Annotated in this window: 14 protein-coding genes; 6 read left to right on the top strand and 8 right to left on the bottom strand. The window is 35.3% G+C overall.

Going from position 1 to position 15,112, the window contains the following annotated elements:
- Positions 1–121 precede the first annotated feature (121 nt).
- Complete coding sequence (efrB, locus tag AC4BB2_RS02715; protein ID WP_490473915.1) at positions 122–1,888, bottom strand: multidrug efflux ABC transporter subunit EfrB; 1,767 nt, start codon at positions 1,886–1,888, stop codon at positions 122–124.
- Entirely contained in the window at positions 1,885–3,615 is a 1,731-nt protein-coding gene (locus AC4BB2_RS02710; protein WP_490473914.1) for an ABC transporter ATP-binding protein, read from the bottom strand. The genes efrB and AC4BB2_RS02710 overlap by 4 nt, the downstream gene beginning before the upstream one ends.
- A 194-nt stretch (positions 3,616–3,809) precedes the next feature.
- Between AC4BB2_RS02710 and AC4BB2_RS02705 the strand changes: the two genes are divergently transcribed.
- The 3 genes from AC4BB2_RS02705 to rnjA all read left to right on the top strand — a co-directional run bounded on the left by AC4BB2_RS02705 (position 3,810) and on the right by rnjA (position 6,375).
- Positions 3,810–4,199: a YbaN family protein gene (locus AC4BB2_RS02705; RefSeq protein ID WP_490473913.1), complete on the top strand. Its 390-nt coding sequence runs from the start codon at positions 3,810–3,812 to the stop codon at positions 4,197–4,199.
- 291 nt (positions 4,200–4,490) lie between these two features.
- Positions 4,491–4,703: a DNA-directed RNA polymerase subunit epsilon gene (locus AC4BB2_RS02700; RefSeq protein WP_010770914.1), complete on the top strand. Its 213-nt coding sequence runs from the start codon at positions 4,491–4,493 to the stop codon at positions 4,701–4,703.
- Between the two features lies 1 nt (position 4,704).
- A complete protein-coding gene (rnjA, locus tag AC4BB2_RS02695; protein ID WP_490473912.1) occupies positions 4,705–6,375 on the top strand; it encodes a ribonuclease J1 in 1,671 nt (556 codons plus the stop codon).
- Positions 6,376–6,431: 56 nt separating this feature from the next.
- On the opposite strand, the gene AC4BB2_RS02690 is transcribed toward rnjA, so the two are convergent.
- A complete protein-coding gene (locus tag AC4BB2_RS02690) occupies positions 6,432–6,881 on the bottom strand; it encodes a universal stress protein (protein WP_490473911.1) in 450 nt (149 codons plus the stop codon).
- 174 nt (positions 6,882–7,055) lie between these two features.
- On the opposite strand from AC4BB2_RS02690, the gene AC4BB2_RS02685 reads away from it, so the two are divergent.
- Positions 7,056–7,205: a hypothetical protein gene (locus AC4BB2_RS02685; protein WP_490473910.1), complete on the top strand. Its 150-nt coding sequence runs from the start codon at positions 7,056–7,058 to the stop codon at positions 7,203–7,205.
- Between the two features lie 493 nt (positions 7,206–7,698).
- Here the strand turns inward: AC4BB2_RS02685 and AC4BB2_RS02680 are convergent, their stop codons facing one another.
- The 4 genes from AC4BB2_RS02680 to AC4BB2_RS02665 form a co-directional block, all read right to left on the bottom strand.
- Positions 7,699–7,899 carry a cold-shock protein gene (locus AC4BB2_RS02680; RefSeq protein WP_069636133.1) on the bottom strand — a complete coding sequence of 67 codons (201 nt, stop codon included), beginning with the start codon at positions 7,897–7,899 and terminating at the stop codon, positions 7,699–7,701.
- 147 nt (positions 7,900–8,046) lie between these two features.
- Positions 8,047–8,715: a RadC family protein gene (gene radC, locus AC4BB2_RS02675; protein WP_490474659.1), complete on the bottom strand. Its 669-nt coding sequence runs from the start codon at positions 8,713–8,715 to the stop codon at positions 8,047–8,049.
- An 86-nt stretch (positions 8,716–8,801) separates the two neighbouring features.
- Positions 8,802–9,464, bottom strand: coding sequence for an HAD family hydrolase (locus tag AC4BB2_RS02670; protein WP_490473909.1), 663 nt, complete (start codon positions 9,462–9,464; stop codon positions 8,802–8,804).
- 76 nt (positions 9,465–9,540) lie between these two features.
- On the bottom strand, positions 9,541–10,860 hold the full coding sequence (locus AC4BB2_RS02665) for a bifunctional folylpolyglutamate synthase/dihydrofolate synthase (protein WP_490473908.1): 1,320 nt from the start codon (positions 10,858–10,860) through the stop codon (positions 9,541–9,543).
- A 366-nt stretch (positions 10,861–11,226) separates the two neighbouring features.
- Between AC4BB2_RS02665 and AC4BB2_RS02660 the strand changes: the two genes are divergently transcribed.
- Together AC4BB2_RS02660 and AC4BB2_RS02655 are read left to right on the top strand one after the other, a co-directional pair.
- Positions 11,227–13,794 (top strand): YfhO family protein, encoded by a 2,568-nt coding sequence (locus tag AC4BB2_RS02660; RefSeq protein ID WP_490473907.1) that lies wholly within the window; start codon positions 11,227–11,229, stop codon positions 13,792–13,794.
- Between the two features lie 21 nt (positions 13,795–13,815).
- Entirely contained in the window at positions 13,816–14,409 is a 594-nt protein-coding gene (locus AC4BB2_RS02655; RefSeq protein WP_490473906.1) for a TVP38/TMEM64 family protein, read from the top strand.
- A 64-nt stretch (positions 14,410–14,473) separates the two neighbouring features.
- Here AC4BB2_RS02655 and AC4BB2_RS02650 read toward each other — a convergent pair whose 3' ends face one another.
- Positions 14,474–14,761: a hypothetical protein gene (locus AC4BB2_RS02650; protein WP_490473905.1), complete on the bottom strand. Its 288-nt coding sequence runs from the start codon at positions 14,759–14,761 to the stop codon at positions 14,474–14,476.
- Positions 14,762–15,112: the final 351 nt, after the last annotated feature.

Here is a 15,112-nt window from a genome sequence, read left to right as displayed (position 1 = left end):
CCTCTTCTATTATCTATAAGTATATCAAACTTGAGAACATACTCGGATAGATACGCTTTCTTTTTAGAAATTCTTCAAAAAAAGAAAAGATACCTAAATTGGTATCTTTTCTTTCTATCTATTAATCGTAGTCGCCATCTTCAGCAAATTGGCTGTTGTATAATTTTTCATAGAAACCACCCTGCTCTAATAGCTCATTATGTGTTCCTTTTTCAATAATTTCACCTTGGTTCATTACAAGAATCAAATCTGCTTCACGAATAGTTGACAAACGATGAGCAATCACAAAGCTAGTGCGCCCTTCCATTACTCGATCCATCGCTTTTTGAATCAATGCTTCTAAACGGGTATCAACAGAGCTGGTAGCTTCATCCAATATCAAGATTCTTGGATCAGAAATTACTGCTCTAGCAATGGTCAGTAATTGTTTTTGTCCAAGAGAAACGTTGTCTCCTTCTGAATTGATTTCCATCTCGTACCCATCAGGCATTGTCCGAATAAAGTGGTCAACGTTAGCTGTTTTTGCAGCATCAACTACTTCATAATCAGTCGCATCTAATTTACCAAAGCGAATGTTGTCAGCAATTGTCCCCTCATATAGCCAAGCATCTTGCAAGACCATACCAAAGACTGAACGTACATCACTTCGATCCATTTTCTTCGTATCGATACCGTCGACTTTGATAGCTCCTTCATTAACATCATAAAAACGCATCAATAAGTTAATCAACGTTGTTTTCCCAGCCCCTGTTGGACCAACAATAGCAACCGTCTGACCTGCTTTTACTTCAAAGTTCAAGTTTTTGATTAATGGTTTGGCAGGATCATAACTAAAGCTGACATTTTCAAACTGAACTGAACCATGAATTTTTTGTGGTAACGGAATATTGTGTTCGTTTAATTCTTCTTCTGGTTCATCTAAGATTTCAAAGACACGTGTTGTTGCAGCCGAGGCACTTTGTAAAGCTGCTGACAACTGAGTAATATTTCCCATCGGCTGACTAATCTGCCAAATGTATTGAATAAATGCTTGTAATTGTCCAACTACGATAACACCAGTAATCACATAGTAACTACCTAAAACTGCCATACCAATGTACGCACTATAAGCTGTCATCTGTACGAGTGGAAGCATCAATCCAGAAATAAAGGCTGCTTTAAAACCAAAATTATTGAGGTTATGATTGACTTTTTTAAAGCCTTCTAACGTTTCTTTTTCACGTCCATACAACTTCAAAACACTAAAACCAGTCATATTTTCTTGAACATATCCATTTAAATCACCAAGCGCATTTTGCATTCCTTGGAAATATTTTTGTGAGATGCCCACGATTGTTTTTGAAATAAATAGTGATAAAGGTATCATCACAATCGAAATCAGCGCCATCAACCAGTTAATATAAAACATCATTACAACGGCCATAACAATCCCAAGAATAGCCGAAACAATATTGATGAAACTTTGCTGCATAGCATTACTAACAGCATCCACATCATTTGTCACACGAGACAAGATATTTCCTTGTTGATTTTTATCAAAATAAGAAACAGGTAGACGATTGATTTTCTCATCAATATCTCGACGTAAATCTCGCATAGAGTGTTGAACAACTGCTGCCATCAAATAACCTGATAAAAATTGGGCCGCACAATAACCTAGGCCAACAATCAATATCCAAATCAAACATTGGATGATGTATGAGTAGTTTAACCCATCTCCAGCCGCAATGTTTTTACTAATCTCAGTAATTGGCAAACCAGATACATAAGGCAATGCCGCATTAAAGGCTACCGTCAAAATGGTAAAGATGATAACTAATATAAATGTACCTTTGTAAGGTCGAATATATCTACCTAAGCGTCGGATAGAAGAAAGTGCGTTTTTCATGCTAATTCCTCCTCTGACAATTGAGAAGCTGCAATATCATAATAGATAGGACAATTCTCAAGTAATTCACGGTGGGTACCGATGCCAACGACATCTCCTTCATTTAATACAACGATCTTGTCTGCATGCATGATAGTCCCAACACGTTGAGCGACAATCAAAACAGTTGATTCTGTTGTCTCTTTTTTCAAGCGTGCTCTTAAATTAGCATCTGTTTGATAATCTAGGGCTGAAAAACTATCATCAAAAATATAGACCTCAGGACGACGAATCACAGCTCTAGCAATCGCTAGACGTTGTTTTTGACCGCCTGAAAAGTTTGTTCCGCCTTCTGAAAGCAGTTCATCATACCCGTCAGGTTTTTGTGAAATAAACTCAGTTGCCTGCGCAATATCTGCAGCTAATTCCATTTCTTCTAATGTTGCGTCTTCCTTACCATAGCGCATATTTTCTGCAATTGTTCCGGTAAATAACAGTGCTTTTTGCGGGATATAACCGATTTTATTACGTAATGTACTTAATTTATAGTCCCGAACATCAATGCCATCAAGTAATACTTCTCCTTCTGACACATCATAAAAACGTGGGATCAACTGGATCAAGGTAGATTTACCACTCCCAGTACTACCAATAAATGCAACTGTTTCTCCTGGCGAAGCTGTAAAACTAACATTACGAATCACAGGACTTTCTGAATGACCAGGATAAGCAAATGTTACATTCTTAAACTCTAAGTAACCTTTTGTTTTTGTCTCTGTTACGCCTTGTTCATTTTCACGAATCACTGGTTCCATATCAAACGCTTCTTGAATCCGACGTGCTGAAACTGCTGCACGAGGATACATCATGAACACACTTGCAAATAACATAAATGAAAATAGTGCATGAAAGATATATTCAATAAAGGCAATCAGATCTCCAACAAGTAAACTCCCTTGATCAATTTGAAGGGCACCATTCCAAATAATCAACACCATCACGATATTAAATAGGAAGAAAAATCCTGGTTGCGCTGCAGCCATCAAACGAAACAGGCTCTTAGAACTTTTTGTATACTCTTCGTTCACTTTGCTAAAACGGCTCTCTTCAAACTTTTCGTTAACAAATGCGCGAATCACTCTCAAGCCCGAAAGATTTTCTCTTAAAATCCCATTGATTCCATCCAGATTTTTTTGTTGTTTGTTTGATAACGGCTCAGATATTTTGGCAATCAGCACAACCGCTATTAAAAGAAACGGCAATGAACCTAAAACAAACCAACCTAATGATGGACTCGTACGCATAACCATATATAAACTGACAAAAAACATCATGGGTGTCATGAATCCTATTCGTAAGATATTCCCCATAAACAACATAATTTGATACGCATCATTCGTTGTTCTTGTAATCAATGAAGATACGCCTATTGTTTCATATTCACGATGAGAAAAAGTCTGTACCTTTTCAAATAGATCATCTCGAATGTCCCGTACAATATTTGTTGTCATTCGTGCGCCGAAATATCCCAACATGATATTCATTATCACACCTATAACAGTGATTACAATCATTACGATTCCCTGCTGTTTTACATAATCATAGTCATTGTTTTTAATCCCAACATCAATCATTTTTGCAAGAATCGTCGGTAAGCCTAGTTCTATCAATATAAATCCAAATACACAAATGAAGTCCAGAAACAACAATTTCTTATATCTCATTGTGTAACGCCACATCAATTTCAATCAATCATCTCCTATACTAATTTTTAATTCAGTACTCCCACTATAGCACAAAATCAATAGTCAGGTAAATTATATTTGAGTGAGAGTTTGACCGTCTTAAATAGAAGGATGAACTGAACCTTTTTACTATGTTATAATGATAGTTACTTTAATTTTCACGTTAAATATATGATGAAAGTGACGGAAGAAAATCAATGAAAAAAATACTTTATATTGCTTTAGGTTGTCTTACATTTGGACTAGGAACTATCGGTATTTTTCTACCCATTTTACCTACAACAATTTTTTATCTTTTAACCGCATTTTTCTGGATGCGCAGCTCTGATTATTTGTATACAAGGTTTATTGAATCAACTTACTATCAAAAATACATTCAAGAGTCTATTGTGGAAAAGAAAATCACACCTCTAGGTCGAGTAAAATTGTTTGTAACATTATTTGTTGTTTTTGCTATTCCTTGTTTGATTGTACGTAATTCGTTTATGACAACGACCTTGGTTATTGTTTATCTGGTGCATTTCATTGGTCTAAATTTGTATTTTAATCAAAAGAAATCCTCTACTTCAGATGAACCAAATGAATAATAAGCTTTTCTTTAAAGTAATAAGTCTGTTTCTATACTTATTTGCTGATTTATGATAAAATACGTTTAATTGTTGTACCGCACAACACAAGGGACGGTTGAAAATAGTTGATTTTCCATAAAACAAGGACAGTGGAGCAAAGTCGAGGCTCTATTTCATCATTAACCGATGTTTTTGATGACAATTGTTTTTTAGGTGTTCAATCACCTCATTTTGTTGTGTTCAAAATTACAGTAAGAATTTATTAAAAATAAATAACCAACTGCTTTGGCAGATAAAGGAGAAAAAACGATGATTTATAAAGTTTATTACCAAGAAACAAAAACAAGAAACCCGAAAAGAGAAGATACAAAGTCTATTTATGTTGAGGCTGAAAATGATGTAATCGTTCGCCAACAAGTAGAAGAAAATACCCCATATAATATTGAATACATTCAAGCGCTTGATGAAAATCATTTAGCTTACGAACAAGAGCACGCGGAATTCTCTTTAACGGAGTTTTAATATGAAGGTAAATATTAAAAACAACGAAACTGGCGTTTTTGCTATAGGCGGTTTGGGCGAGATTGGAAAAAACACTTATGGGGTTCAATTTCAAGACGAGATTATCATTATTGATGCTGGAATCAAATTTCCAGAAGATGATTTGCTTGGGATTGACTATGTTATTCCAGATTATAGTTATATCGTTCAAAATCTGCACAAAGTAAAAGCCTTAGTTATCACTCATGGTCACGAAGACCACATTGGTGGTGTACCTTTTCTATTACGTCAGGCTAACATCCCAATTTACGCAGGACCTCTAGCATTGGCTTTAATCACCAATAAATTAGATGAACACGGCTTACTGCGAGATGCTGAGCTACATGAAATCAATGAGGATACAGTCATCCGTTTCCGTAAAACAGCGGTTAGCTTTTTCCGAACAACACATAGTATTCCTGATGCCTTAGGGGTCGTTGTTAAGACACCATCAGGTAATATCGTGGCAACTGGGGATTTTAAATTTGACTTTACACCAGTTGGTGAACCAGCTAACTTACATCGCATGGCAAGATTAGGTGAAGAAGGCGTTTTATGTCTCCTTTCCGATAGTACCAATGCAGAAATTCCAACTTTTACAAAATCAGAAAAAACAATTGGTTCTTCTATCTTAAAGATTTTCGAAAAAATCGACGGACGAATCATTTTTGCCAGTTTTGCTTCAAATATTTTCCGTCTACAACAAGCAGCCGATGCTGCCGTTAAAACTGGACGTAAAATTGCTGTATTCGGACGCAGCATGGAAAATGCCATTGTAAATGGTGAAAGACTTGGCTATATCAATGTACCTAAAGGCACATTCGTAGATGCTTCTGAACTAAATCAACTACCTGCAAATGAAACAATGATCTTATGTACAGGTTCCCAAGGTGAACCAATGGCTGCGTTAAGCCGTATTGCCAATGGTACTCATCGTCAGATTTCAGTACAACCAGGTGATACAGTTATCTTTTCAAGTTCACCGATTCCTGGAAATACAACAAGCGTCAACCGTTTGATTAATCTGCTTTCAGAAGCAGGTGCTGAAGTTATTCACGGTAAGATCAATAACATTCACACTTCTGGTCATGGTGGTCAAGAAGAACAAAAATTAATGTTGCGCTTGATGAAACCTAAATATTTTGTTCCCGTTCACGGTGAATTTAGAATGTTGAAAATCCATGCATCACTCGCTCAAGACGTCGGGGTTCCTGAAGAAAATTGTTTCATCATGGAAAATGGGGATGTTCTAGCTTTAACAGCTGATGAAGCTCACATTGCTGGACACTTTAATGCAAATGATGTTTATGTAGACGGAAATGGTGTTGGTGATATTGGTAATGTTGTCTTACGCGATCGTCGTATTCTTTCAGAAGAAGGTCTAGTTTTAGCAGTAGCCACTGTGGATATTAAAAATAAAGAAATTTTAGCAGGTCCAGATATTTTATCTCGTGGTTTTGTCTATATGAGAGAATCTGGTGAGATGATTCATGAAGGTCAACGTTTGTTATTCAATGCGATACGTGAGGCTTTACGAGATGATAATTGTACAGAAGCTAAATTATGTGATGCGATAACAGCCGCATTACAACCTTTCTTATTTGAAAAAACTGAACGTCATCCAATGATTTTACCAATGATTATGACTTCATGAGTTTATAAGTAAAAAAGCAGTTGATGGATAAAAATCCATCAGCTGCTTTTTGATGTCTATACTACTTTATTAACAACCAAAACGTTTGCTTGTGTATGATTTACAACATAAGATGTCGTTGAACCGACCATCAATCTTTCAAATCCGTTCAAACCAGTTCTGCCAATGACAATTAGATCGATTGGCTCTTTTGACTCTGTAAAGTCAGCAATCAATGTTTTAGGATAGCCATACATAACGTATGTGAAAACTTGAGATACTCCAGCGTCAAGAGCTTTTGACTCACGATTTTTCATTTCTGCTTCTTCCTTTGTGCGAAGTTCTTCCATTACTGTTCCCATTGACATTGTTAATTCACCAAAGTAATTAGCCATTTCTTCAATTACATACAAAACATGTAACGCAGCATTGTTACGTTTGGCAATTTTAATTGCTTCTTGAAATGCTTTTTCTGACTGATCAGAACCATCTACAGCCACTAAAATATTTTTATACGATTCTCCCATAATAAAAAACCTCCTTCTTTTCTCCATTATACTACTTGGAAGGGCTTTCTACAAAAATACTGATGTATTAAAAACTTTGTGCTTTACACTTTTATAAAGCCATGTTATAGTAATCTTGGAATTTCGTTATCAGATATCGTTGCCTTTCATAAGAATCAAGAGAGGAGAATTATTATGACATTTGGTAATAAAGTATTAAAATACCGTGTAGCACTTGATACACAGAGAAATTTGTTTATGGCTATCGATGCAAATAACCAAGCAAATATCGCTTATGGTATCACGATTACACAAGCAGTAAAAGAATTGAAAAAATCTATTTAAGGAGTTATCAACCTAAATGAGCGATTCAAGTTCTAATACGATTTAAAGGCATCTAGTGAATGTACAATCACGGATGCCTTTTTTGTTGCCTTGATTTTTAAATATATAAATACGCCTACTATCCAATTTTATTTTCCCCCGTATTTAGCTATCTTTAGAAATTTAGACAGAAACTGTCATTAAAAGTTATTTGGGATAATTAAAATAAATCATTATTAGGCCTATTACTAATAGGCCTAAACCTACCAGAGCTAATGGGACTACCATACCGTTCCACGCTTTTTTATTGGTAAATGCACGCCAGCGATAGAGAGCACCTGCTAATCCAATAAAAGCTATGGCTATAAAGAAAATAACTAACGAAAAATTCAACATGTTTATCACCTCTTAAGAGTAGTTTACATCTTAACTGAAAAAAAGATAGTAACAAAAATGTAAGAATAGCATGCAAAAAAACACCTAGCAAAATGCTAGGTGTTTTGGAATGGATAAATTAGTTTTTTTCTACGTTTACTGCTTGAGGTCCACGATCTGAATCTTCAACATCGAAGCTTACTGATTGACCTTCTTCTAAAGTTTTGAATCCGTCTCCTTGAATAGCTGAGAAATGTACGAATACATCGCTACCATCTTCGCGAGAGATAAATCCGAATCCTTTTTCTGCGTTAAACCATTTTACTGTTCCTTGTTCCATTCTTTGTTCCTCCTCGTGCTTAAGCACTAAATATTGTAACATTGCCCGTGTACGATAGAGGGTTTTAAAATTAAAACTTCTATATTGTCCCAAACAAGATTACCCTTACATTGTACATGTGAACCCTTATTTTTGCAAGAATTCAAGCTAGTCTAAAGTAAAAAAATTTTCTTCTCTCATACTGATGTAAACTTGTTCTCCGATGATAATATGATCAAGCAATTCGATCCCCATCATCTTCCCACATTCTTGCATTCTTTGGGTAAAATGGATATCACTCTCCGATGGCGTTGGGTTGCCAGATGGATGATTATGAGCGAGAATCAAACGTGCTGCAGAATACTTTACAGCACTGCGAAAGACTTCTCTCGGATGGGCAACAGATTGATTCAACGTACCTTTAAAAACTGTTTCTTGTTTGATGACTTCATTTTTCGTATTCAAGTATAAACAAACTAAATGTTCTTGTTGAAAATCTTGTAATTCGTACATTAAATTTTGAGCAATCTGGTAACTGGAAGAAACCTTTCCTAACTTCATCTGAGTACTTTGCTGAATGCGGTAACCAAACTCGATTGCAGCTCTAAGTTCGATTGCTTTGATTCGTCCTATTCCTTTGATCTCCATCATTTCGGTGAGTGTTGCATTTTTCAACTCATATAGATGATTAAAATGGTTCAAAAACATAGAAGCAACATTCATGACATTTACGTTTTTTGAGCCTGTTCGTAACAAAATCGCTAACAGTTCTTGATTAGATAAAACTTTTTCACCTACTTCTTCTAGCCGCTCTCGTGGCAAACAGTTTTCAGGCATTTCTCTAATAAATAGTTTTTCCTCTTTTAGCAAAAAATCACTCCTTTATGCTCTTCTATTAAAAGATACGCAAAGGAGTGCTAAAATTATTTTTCTAAATAAGCTGGAGCCTGTGTCAAACTGTCAAAAATCTCTAATGTCTTTTCTTTAATTTCATTTGTTGGCGCTAATAGATCTGGTACCATGATTACAGGAATTCCCGCGGCATCTGCTGCGCTAACCCCATGAAATGAGTCTTCAAAGATCAAGGTATTTTCTGCTTTTGTTCCAAGATTAGCTAGTGCTTTTTTGAATATTTCTGGATCTGGTTTTGCTCGCGTCACATCTTCTGCTGAAACGATTCCAGAAAAGCGCTCCTTGATCCCCGCACCTTCTAATAGTAATTCAATTGCTGGGCGGACATTACTTGAAGCAACAATTCTTGGAATCTCTTGTTGATCAAGAAAATCTAGTAATTCAAGAACGCCTTCTTTCAGAGGCACTTCACCTGATTCAAAGACTTTATACGTGTCTTCATATGAACGCTGAATGAACTCCTCAACTCTTTCTTTTCCAAAATCTTTGTAGATCCTATGATAATTTTCTTGCACCTCTTCATCAGAAACACCTAAAAATTGTAAATAAAGCTCTTTACTGTAAGGGAAGTTCATTGCATCCGCAATTTTTTGTGTCGATTGATAATAGATCAGTTCTGTATCAAACAATAAACCATCCATATCAAAAATTATTCCATCAATTTTCTTCATCATTTCCTCCTGAATTTAAAGCATAGTGGGCTCGCTCAGTTTTTATCTTTTTTCCAAAGAGCTAGATAGTATAGTTGGACTAGTCTACCTCGCTAGATCCTATATTTAACAATAATTCACGTACTTGGGAAACAAAATAAAGAGAACCTGTAACTAACATCAGATCGTCCCCTGACATTTTTTCTAAAATTTCGCCTAAACCAAATTGCCATAACGAAACAATCTCGGTTTTCTCATCTTCAAAATGAGCCATTTTTTTTAATTCGATTGCTTTAGGATACTCAAACGTCGTTAAATACAAATGAACGTTCGGTACTTTTCTCAGTAGCCCAATCATTTGATCAATATTTTTGGTTGCCAATGCTGAAAACAAAATATGGATTTCTCGGTTTGGAAATTCCTTTTTTAAATTTTCAGCTAAACGGCGCACTGCATGATCGTTGTGGGCACCGTCTAAAATAATCAGCGGTTCGTCACTGATTTTTTCCATTCGTGCCGGCCATTGTGCTTGAGCTAATCCTTGATAAACATCGCGATCTTTAAATTGGATTTGCTGCATGTGACAATACAGATAAAATAACTGGATAGCAACTGCTGCATTTTCCACTTGATGACGTCCTAATAAAGGGACTTTTACATTGGGCAGTTTCCCAGATTCTCCATAAAAATGAAAGACTTCTCCCCACTGTTTATCTGGATGTAAGTATTCAGCTTTATAGTCCTTTTCGTAACGATAAACCCTGCTATGTTTTTCTTTAGCAATCTCATCAATCACCACAAATGCTTCTTCTTCAATATTTCCAGTTACAACAGGAATTGCTTCTTTAATGATGCCCGCTTTTTGGAAGGCAATCTTCTCAAGCGTGTCGCCTAAGATTTCAGTATGGTCTTTGCCAATTGTTGTAATAGCTGTCAATAGCGGTTTGACTACATTCGTGCTGTCTAATAGTCCTCCAAGTCCAACTTCAACGATAGCTACATCAACTTGTTCATCTAGAAAATAGTCCAAGGCCATAACCGTCAATGTTTCAAATTCAGTGATACCAGCACTTTCAGGTTGCTGATCCATCTCTTTAATTAGATCTTGGTATTTTTCTACATACTGGATGATATGATTGTCTGAAATTCCATGACCATTGATTGCAATTCGTTCATTGAATTGCTCAATATATGGAGAGGTAAATGTCCCTACCTTTAATCCTAATTCTTCCAACATACATCTTAAATACGTGACTGTTGAGCCTTTACCATTCGTACCAGCAATGTGAATCGTCGGTACCTTATCTTCTGGATTATCGACTCGTTTTAATAATTCTTCCACCCGATCAAGTCCTGGTCTAGAGCCAAATGGCAATCTACTGTGAATCCACTCAATTGCTTCTTCTATCGTTAATGACATCTTATCAACTCCTCACTACCTATTATATCTAAAGCGGGAATGCTTTTCACTAATTAAAGACTTTAATTGTATAAATGATTATTTCACGGCAAAAAAAAGAGGCTTTCATAAAAAAGAGTAAAAATATGGTTCCCTTCTTTTAAATGAAATTAGTTATGATAAAATAAATAAGTCTATATGTATAAAGTAAAAACAGATTTTTTTGCATCTTTACCAAGTCCCGTGATAGACTAGAACCTTAGAAGAAATTGACTTTCATCGTTCTTTTTATCAATAAAATAACTATTATTACAGGTGGTTTATTTAATTGCATAGGATTCTCTTAAACCCGTTACACATTCTTTAAATACAGGAGCAGTATAAAATATGACAAAAATAAAAAAAAGAGTATTGATTGGCGGTAGTTTTTTATTACCTTTTCTATTGTTGATGATACTCTGGTTCATTTTAGGTTTAGCCCCGTTAGGGAATAACAATCTCTTAGTCAGCGATTTAGGCACACAGTATATGCCATTTTTAAGTTCATTTAAACAATTTTTCCAAGGTGAAACATATTCTCTCTATTCATTTTCCGATGCCCTTGGAGGAACGATTTTACCATTAAGTGCGTACTATTTATTAAGTCCTTTCAATTTTTTAGTGTTGTTGTTTTCTTATGAACAACTGCCTATTGCGATTTTGCTGATTATCACGCTAAAAATTTCTCTTATGGGTACTTCAATGTTTTATTATCTTCAAAAAACCTATCAACAATCTAGCTTTTCCACATTACTTTTTTCAACATCTTATAGCTTATGCGGCTTTGTGACTGTTTATTCTTTGAATTTTATGTGGTTGGATGCGTTGGTTTCCCTTCCTTTATTAGTATTGGGAATTCAACGGCTATGGGATCATAAAAAATATGTGCTTTACTCGGTCGTGTTGTTTCTTTCTATAGTGACTAATTATTATATGGGATATATGCTTTGCATTTTCGCTGTATGTTACAGCTTATATTGGTATTCAAAAAAAACAGATGCATCAAAAAAGAAATCCTTTAAACAATTTATTAAAGACGGCCGACTATTTTTTGTTACTTCTTTTTTGACAGGGATTAGCACGAGCTTTATTTTAATTCCGGCAATAGAAGGCATGTTAGCGACGAAAAAAACAAGCTTTGACTGGGAAACATTTTTACCTACACCAAATTTCGGCTTAAACTTTCTATCTCAATTTGGAATTGGCAGTGTAAATTTTGAATGGCGTTTAGAGCATTTACCCACTGTTTTTTCTGGTATTTTGATGGTCTTGCTTTTTATTGCCTATTTCCAGCTCCCTGCTATTTCTAAAAAGGAAAAGAAAGCCGCTGCCTTTTTAATTGGATTTATTTTCTTAAGTTTTTGGCTGGAATTAATGAACACAATTTGGCATATGTTCCAAAGTCCTGCAGGATTTCCCTATAGAAATACGTTTATCTTTAGCTTTTTGATGATAAAGTTTGCTTATGAAGCCTTTCTTAAGTTGAAACAAGGAGCTACGCTTAGTATTATTGCGCCGAGTATTTTTTCTGGGCTATTGATTGTGGGATATATCGCTTTAAAATTTTCAAAAGAACATATCTTTCTGTTATCAGATTATTATTTCATCCTCAGCCTCTTAAGTATTTGGTTGATTTATGGTCTCGTCTTCTTAAGTCAAAAAACTCGTGGTCTACAACATTGGGGTATTTACAGCTTACTTTTCTTGGTGGTTTGTACTGAATTGGTTTTTAATTTTTGGATCAGCTTTAAAGATATTCCTTTTGGTAATCAAGAAAAATTTGCGCAAACCTATCAAATTCAAGAGACGATCATCTCAGGATTACAAAACGAAAACCCGAATTTATTCCGCATAAAACAAACAATCGATTCTGATGTTGCTGGTTATAATGAAAAAAATAATGGCTACAATAATCCGATTTTATACGGTTATGCTGGGGTTTCCAGCTATACTTCTACCTTAGATGCCAAGACCCAAGATACATTGACCGCTTTAGGTTTGTATCAAAAAAATGACCGTAGAATTTCCTATGTAGATGAATCTAAAGTAATTAATTTGCTTTTAAATGTGAATTATCAACTGACTCCAGAAAATAAATCACATCAAAAAAACAGGTCAACAGCTCCTTCAACAAACGTTTATGAAAATTTTGAAGCAATTGGTATGGGCTTTTTAGTTCCTCAAACGTTTGGTACTATTGAATTAACCAAAAATCAGCCATTAAAAAATCAAGAAATGATTTTACAACAGATTCAAGAGAATCCAGATGACTATTTCAAAGAAGCAAAAAAAATAGATTGGACAACTCACCCTGATAACAACTATACCCTTAAAACAAAAACAGCAGCTAATGGTGAGGTCTATCTTTATGCACCAGACATTGATTGGGAGAAGATTACTTCATTTAAAGTCAACGGCAAGAAGATTCAACCTGCTGTTTATATTGCAACGAATCAACTATTTAATCTTGGCTATTTCAAAAAAGACGCAGTCGTGCAATTAGATTTGGAATCAGAAAGCGAACTTGAAGACGAGTCGATCGAAGTAAAAACACTGCAACAAGAAGCTTTTTCTTCACTCGTTACTGCACAACAATCAAAAGCAATCCAGCTAAAAGAAGAAGTATCAGGTACACTAACTGGAGAAATCACAGTAACGGATGCAAAAAAGTCCTTACTCTATTTAGCCATTCCATATGATAAAAATTGGCAAATCACTGTTGATGGCAAAAAAATCAAAGCTAAACGAATCTTAGGGAATTTCACAGGTCTGGAACTTACTACCGGAAAACATGAAATTATCCTGAATTATCACCAAAGGAATTTCTTTATAGGTATTTTAATTAGCATTTCTGTCCTTTTGGGCGTATTATTTTATCAGATATTTAAACGAATTTTACAGCGAAACATCAAGTAAGTGTGAGAGGAATTTATCTGCATGGGAAAAAATATTCTTAAAAGAATTATTTATGTATTGCCAATTTTAGGAATTATTGGTTTTACCGGCTTAGTCATTTACGGTTATTCCAAAGGCATTTTTCATTCTGTTCAGACGTTACAAACTTTTATCAAACAATTTGGCGAGTATGCCGTATTAATTTTTATTTTGTTACAATTGATCCAAGTAATCGTGCCTATTTTACCTGGTGGAATCTCGACGGTGGTTGGGATGTTGATGTTTGGAAGCATTCAAGGATTGATTTATAGTTACATTGGATTGATTATCGGAGAGATCATTGTTTACTGGCTTGCTCGTTATTACGGCAAACCGTTCGTTCGATTGATTTTATCAAAAAAACGCTATTTACAGTTTGAAAAGATGTTGGATCGACCTGAATCTGGAGTCAAAAAAATAATGATTTTTACGTTGCTGGTTCCTTTTGCACCAGATGATTTAGCTTGTTTGGTTGCTGGTTTAGCGGATCTTCCATTTAAAGAATACATGAAAATCTTGATTATCTTTAAATTCTGGTCTGTCGCTACTTATGGCTATGCGTTATTGTTCTTGTTTAATCGTTTTTTGATTAGTTAAACCCACTTAAAAGAAAAGCAAGTACGATTTTGATGACTGTCATCGAAATCGTACTTGTTTTCGTCTAAGTAAGAGACCCCTTTATTTTCTCCTCCCGATCTAACTTTAGCACCTTCTTTTCCTCGATCTCCATCAACCGAATAAATTCCTCAAAAAATGCGTGGAACAAATGTCCGCAAGCATAGTATTCCTTCACAACCTTTTTCTTATTGATTGGACCTTTGCGAAACTGGAAAAAATGATCTAGTATTGCCAATGGCTCCTCCCAAGACTGCAGGCGGTCCAATGTATGCTGTAAATCTGTAATGTCCTGATAGGGAATCACCTTTAACGTCTGATCTTCTTTTTTCATTATCCGTTTTCCTCCTTTTAAGTTTGAAGCGTTGAACAGCATTATTCAACGCTCCATGTCCGTAACTCATTTATCTACGCATTGACTTTGGCAAGTAATAAACCAGCGATATAAACGACTTGTGTATGATTTTTCTAAGCCTCGTGATGTTCATACCACTTTCTTTTCAAAGTAAAACAAAAAACGCTATCGGAGTGATTAGTGAGAAAAAGTTGCTTTGAATCATAAAGAAACTAGTAATTTGATGATGAAAAGTACAAGAACTGTAAAACAGTTGTTGCTACCTTGAACTTGAATCTCCTTTTTCTAGATTTGTAGAATAGAAAAAACGATATCAGGCAACATCACCCA

Source organism: Enterococcus sp. AAFC-DPL-5146 (assembly GCF_058216635.1).
This window is presented reverse-complemented; position numbering and strand designations above follow the sequence as displayed.

What these genes read in the sequence shown, in the direction of transcription:
- efrB (WP_490473915.1), bottom strand. Translation starts at nt 1,888, where the DNA reads ATGAAAAACGCACTTTCTTCTATCCGACGCTTAGGTAGATATATTCGA.
- AC4BB2_RS02705 (WP_490473913.1), top strand. Translation starts at nt 3,810, where the DNA reads ATGAAAAAAATACTTTATATTGCTTTAGGTTGTCTTACATTTGGACTA.
- AC4BB2_RS02700 (WP_010770914.1), top strand. Translation starts at nt 4,491, where the DNA reads ATGATTTATAAAGTTTATTACCAAGAAACAAAAACAAGAAACCCGAAA.
- rnjA (WP_490473912.1), top strand. Translation starts at nt 4,705, where the DNA reads ATGAAGGTAAATATTAAAAACAACGAAACTGGCGTTTTTGCTATAGGC.
- AC4BB2_RS02690 (WP_490473911.1), bottom strand. Translation starts at nt 6,881, where the DNA reads ATGGGAGAATCGTATAAAAATATTTTAGTGGCTGTAGATGGTTCTGAT.
- AC4BB2_RS02685 (WP_490473910.1), top strand. Translation starts at nt 7,056, where the DNA reads ATGACATTTGGTAATAAAGTATTAAAATACCGTGTAGCACTTGATACA.
- AC4BB2_RS02680 (WP_069636133.1), bottom strand. Translation starts at nt 7,899, where the DNA reads ATGGAACAAGGAACAGTAAAATGGTTTAACGCAGAAAAAGGATTCGGA.
- radC (WP_490474659.1), bottom strand. Translation starts at nt 8,715, where the DNA reads ATGCCTGAAAACTGTTTGCCACGAGAGCGGCTAGAAGAAGTAGGTGAA.
- AC4BB2_RS02670 (WP_490473909.1), bottom strand. Translation starts at nt 9,464, where the DNA reads ATGATGAAGAAAATTGATGGAATAATTTTTGATATGGATGGTTTATTG.
- AC4BB2_RS02665 (WP_490473908.1), bottom strand. Translation starts at nt 10,860, where the DNA reads ATGTCATTAACGATAGAAGAAGCAATTGAGTGGATTCACAGTAGATTG.
- AC4BB2_RS02660 (WP_490473907.1), top strand. Translation starts at nt 11,227, where the DNA reads ATGACAAAAATAAAAAAAAGAGTATTGATTGGCGGTAGTTTTTTATTA.
- AC4BB2_RS02655 (WP_490473906.1), top strand. Translation starts at nt 13,816, where the DNA reads ATGGGAAAAAATATTCTTAAAAGAATTATTTATGTATTGCCAATTTTA.
- AC4BB2_RS02650 (WP_490473905.1), bottom strand. Translation starts at nt 14,761, where the DNA reads ATGAAAAAAGAAGATCAGACGTTAAAGGTGATTCCCTATCAGGACATT.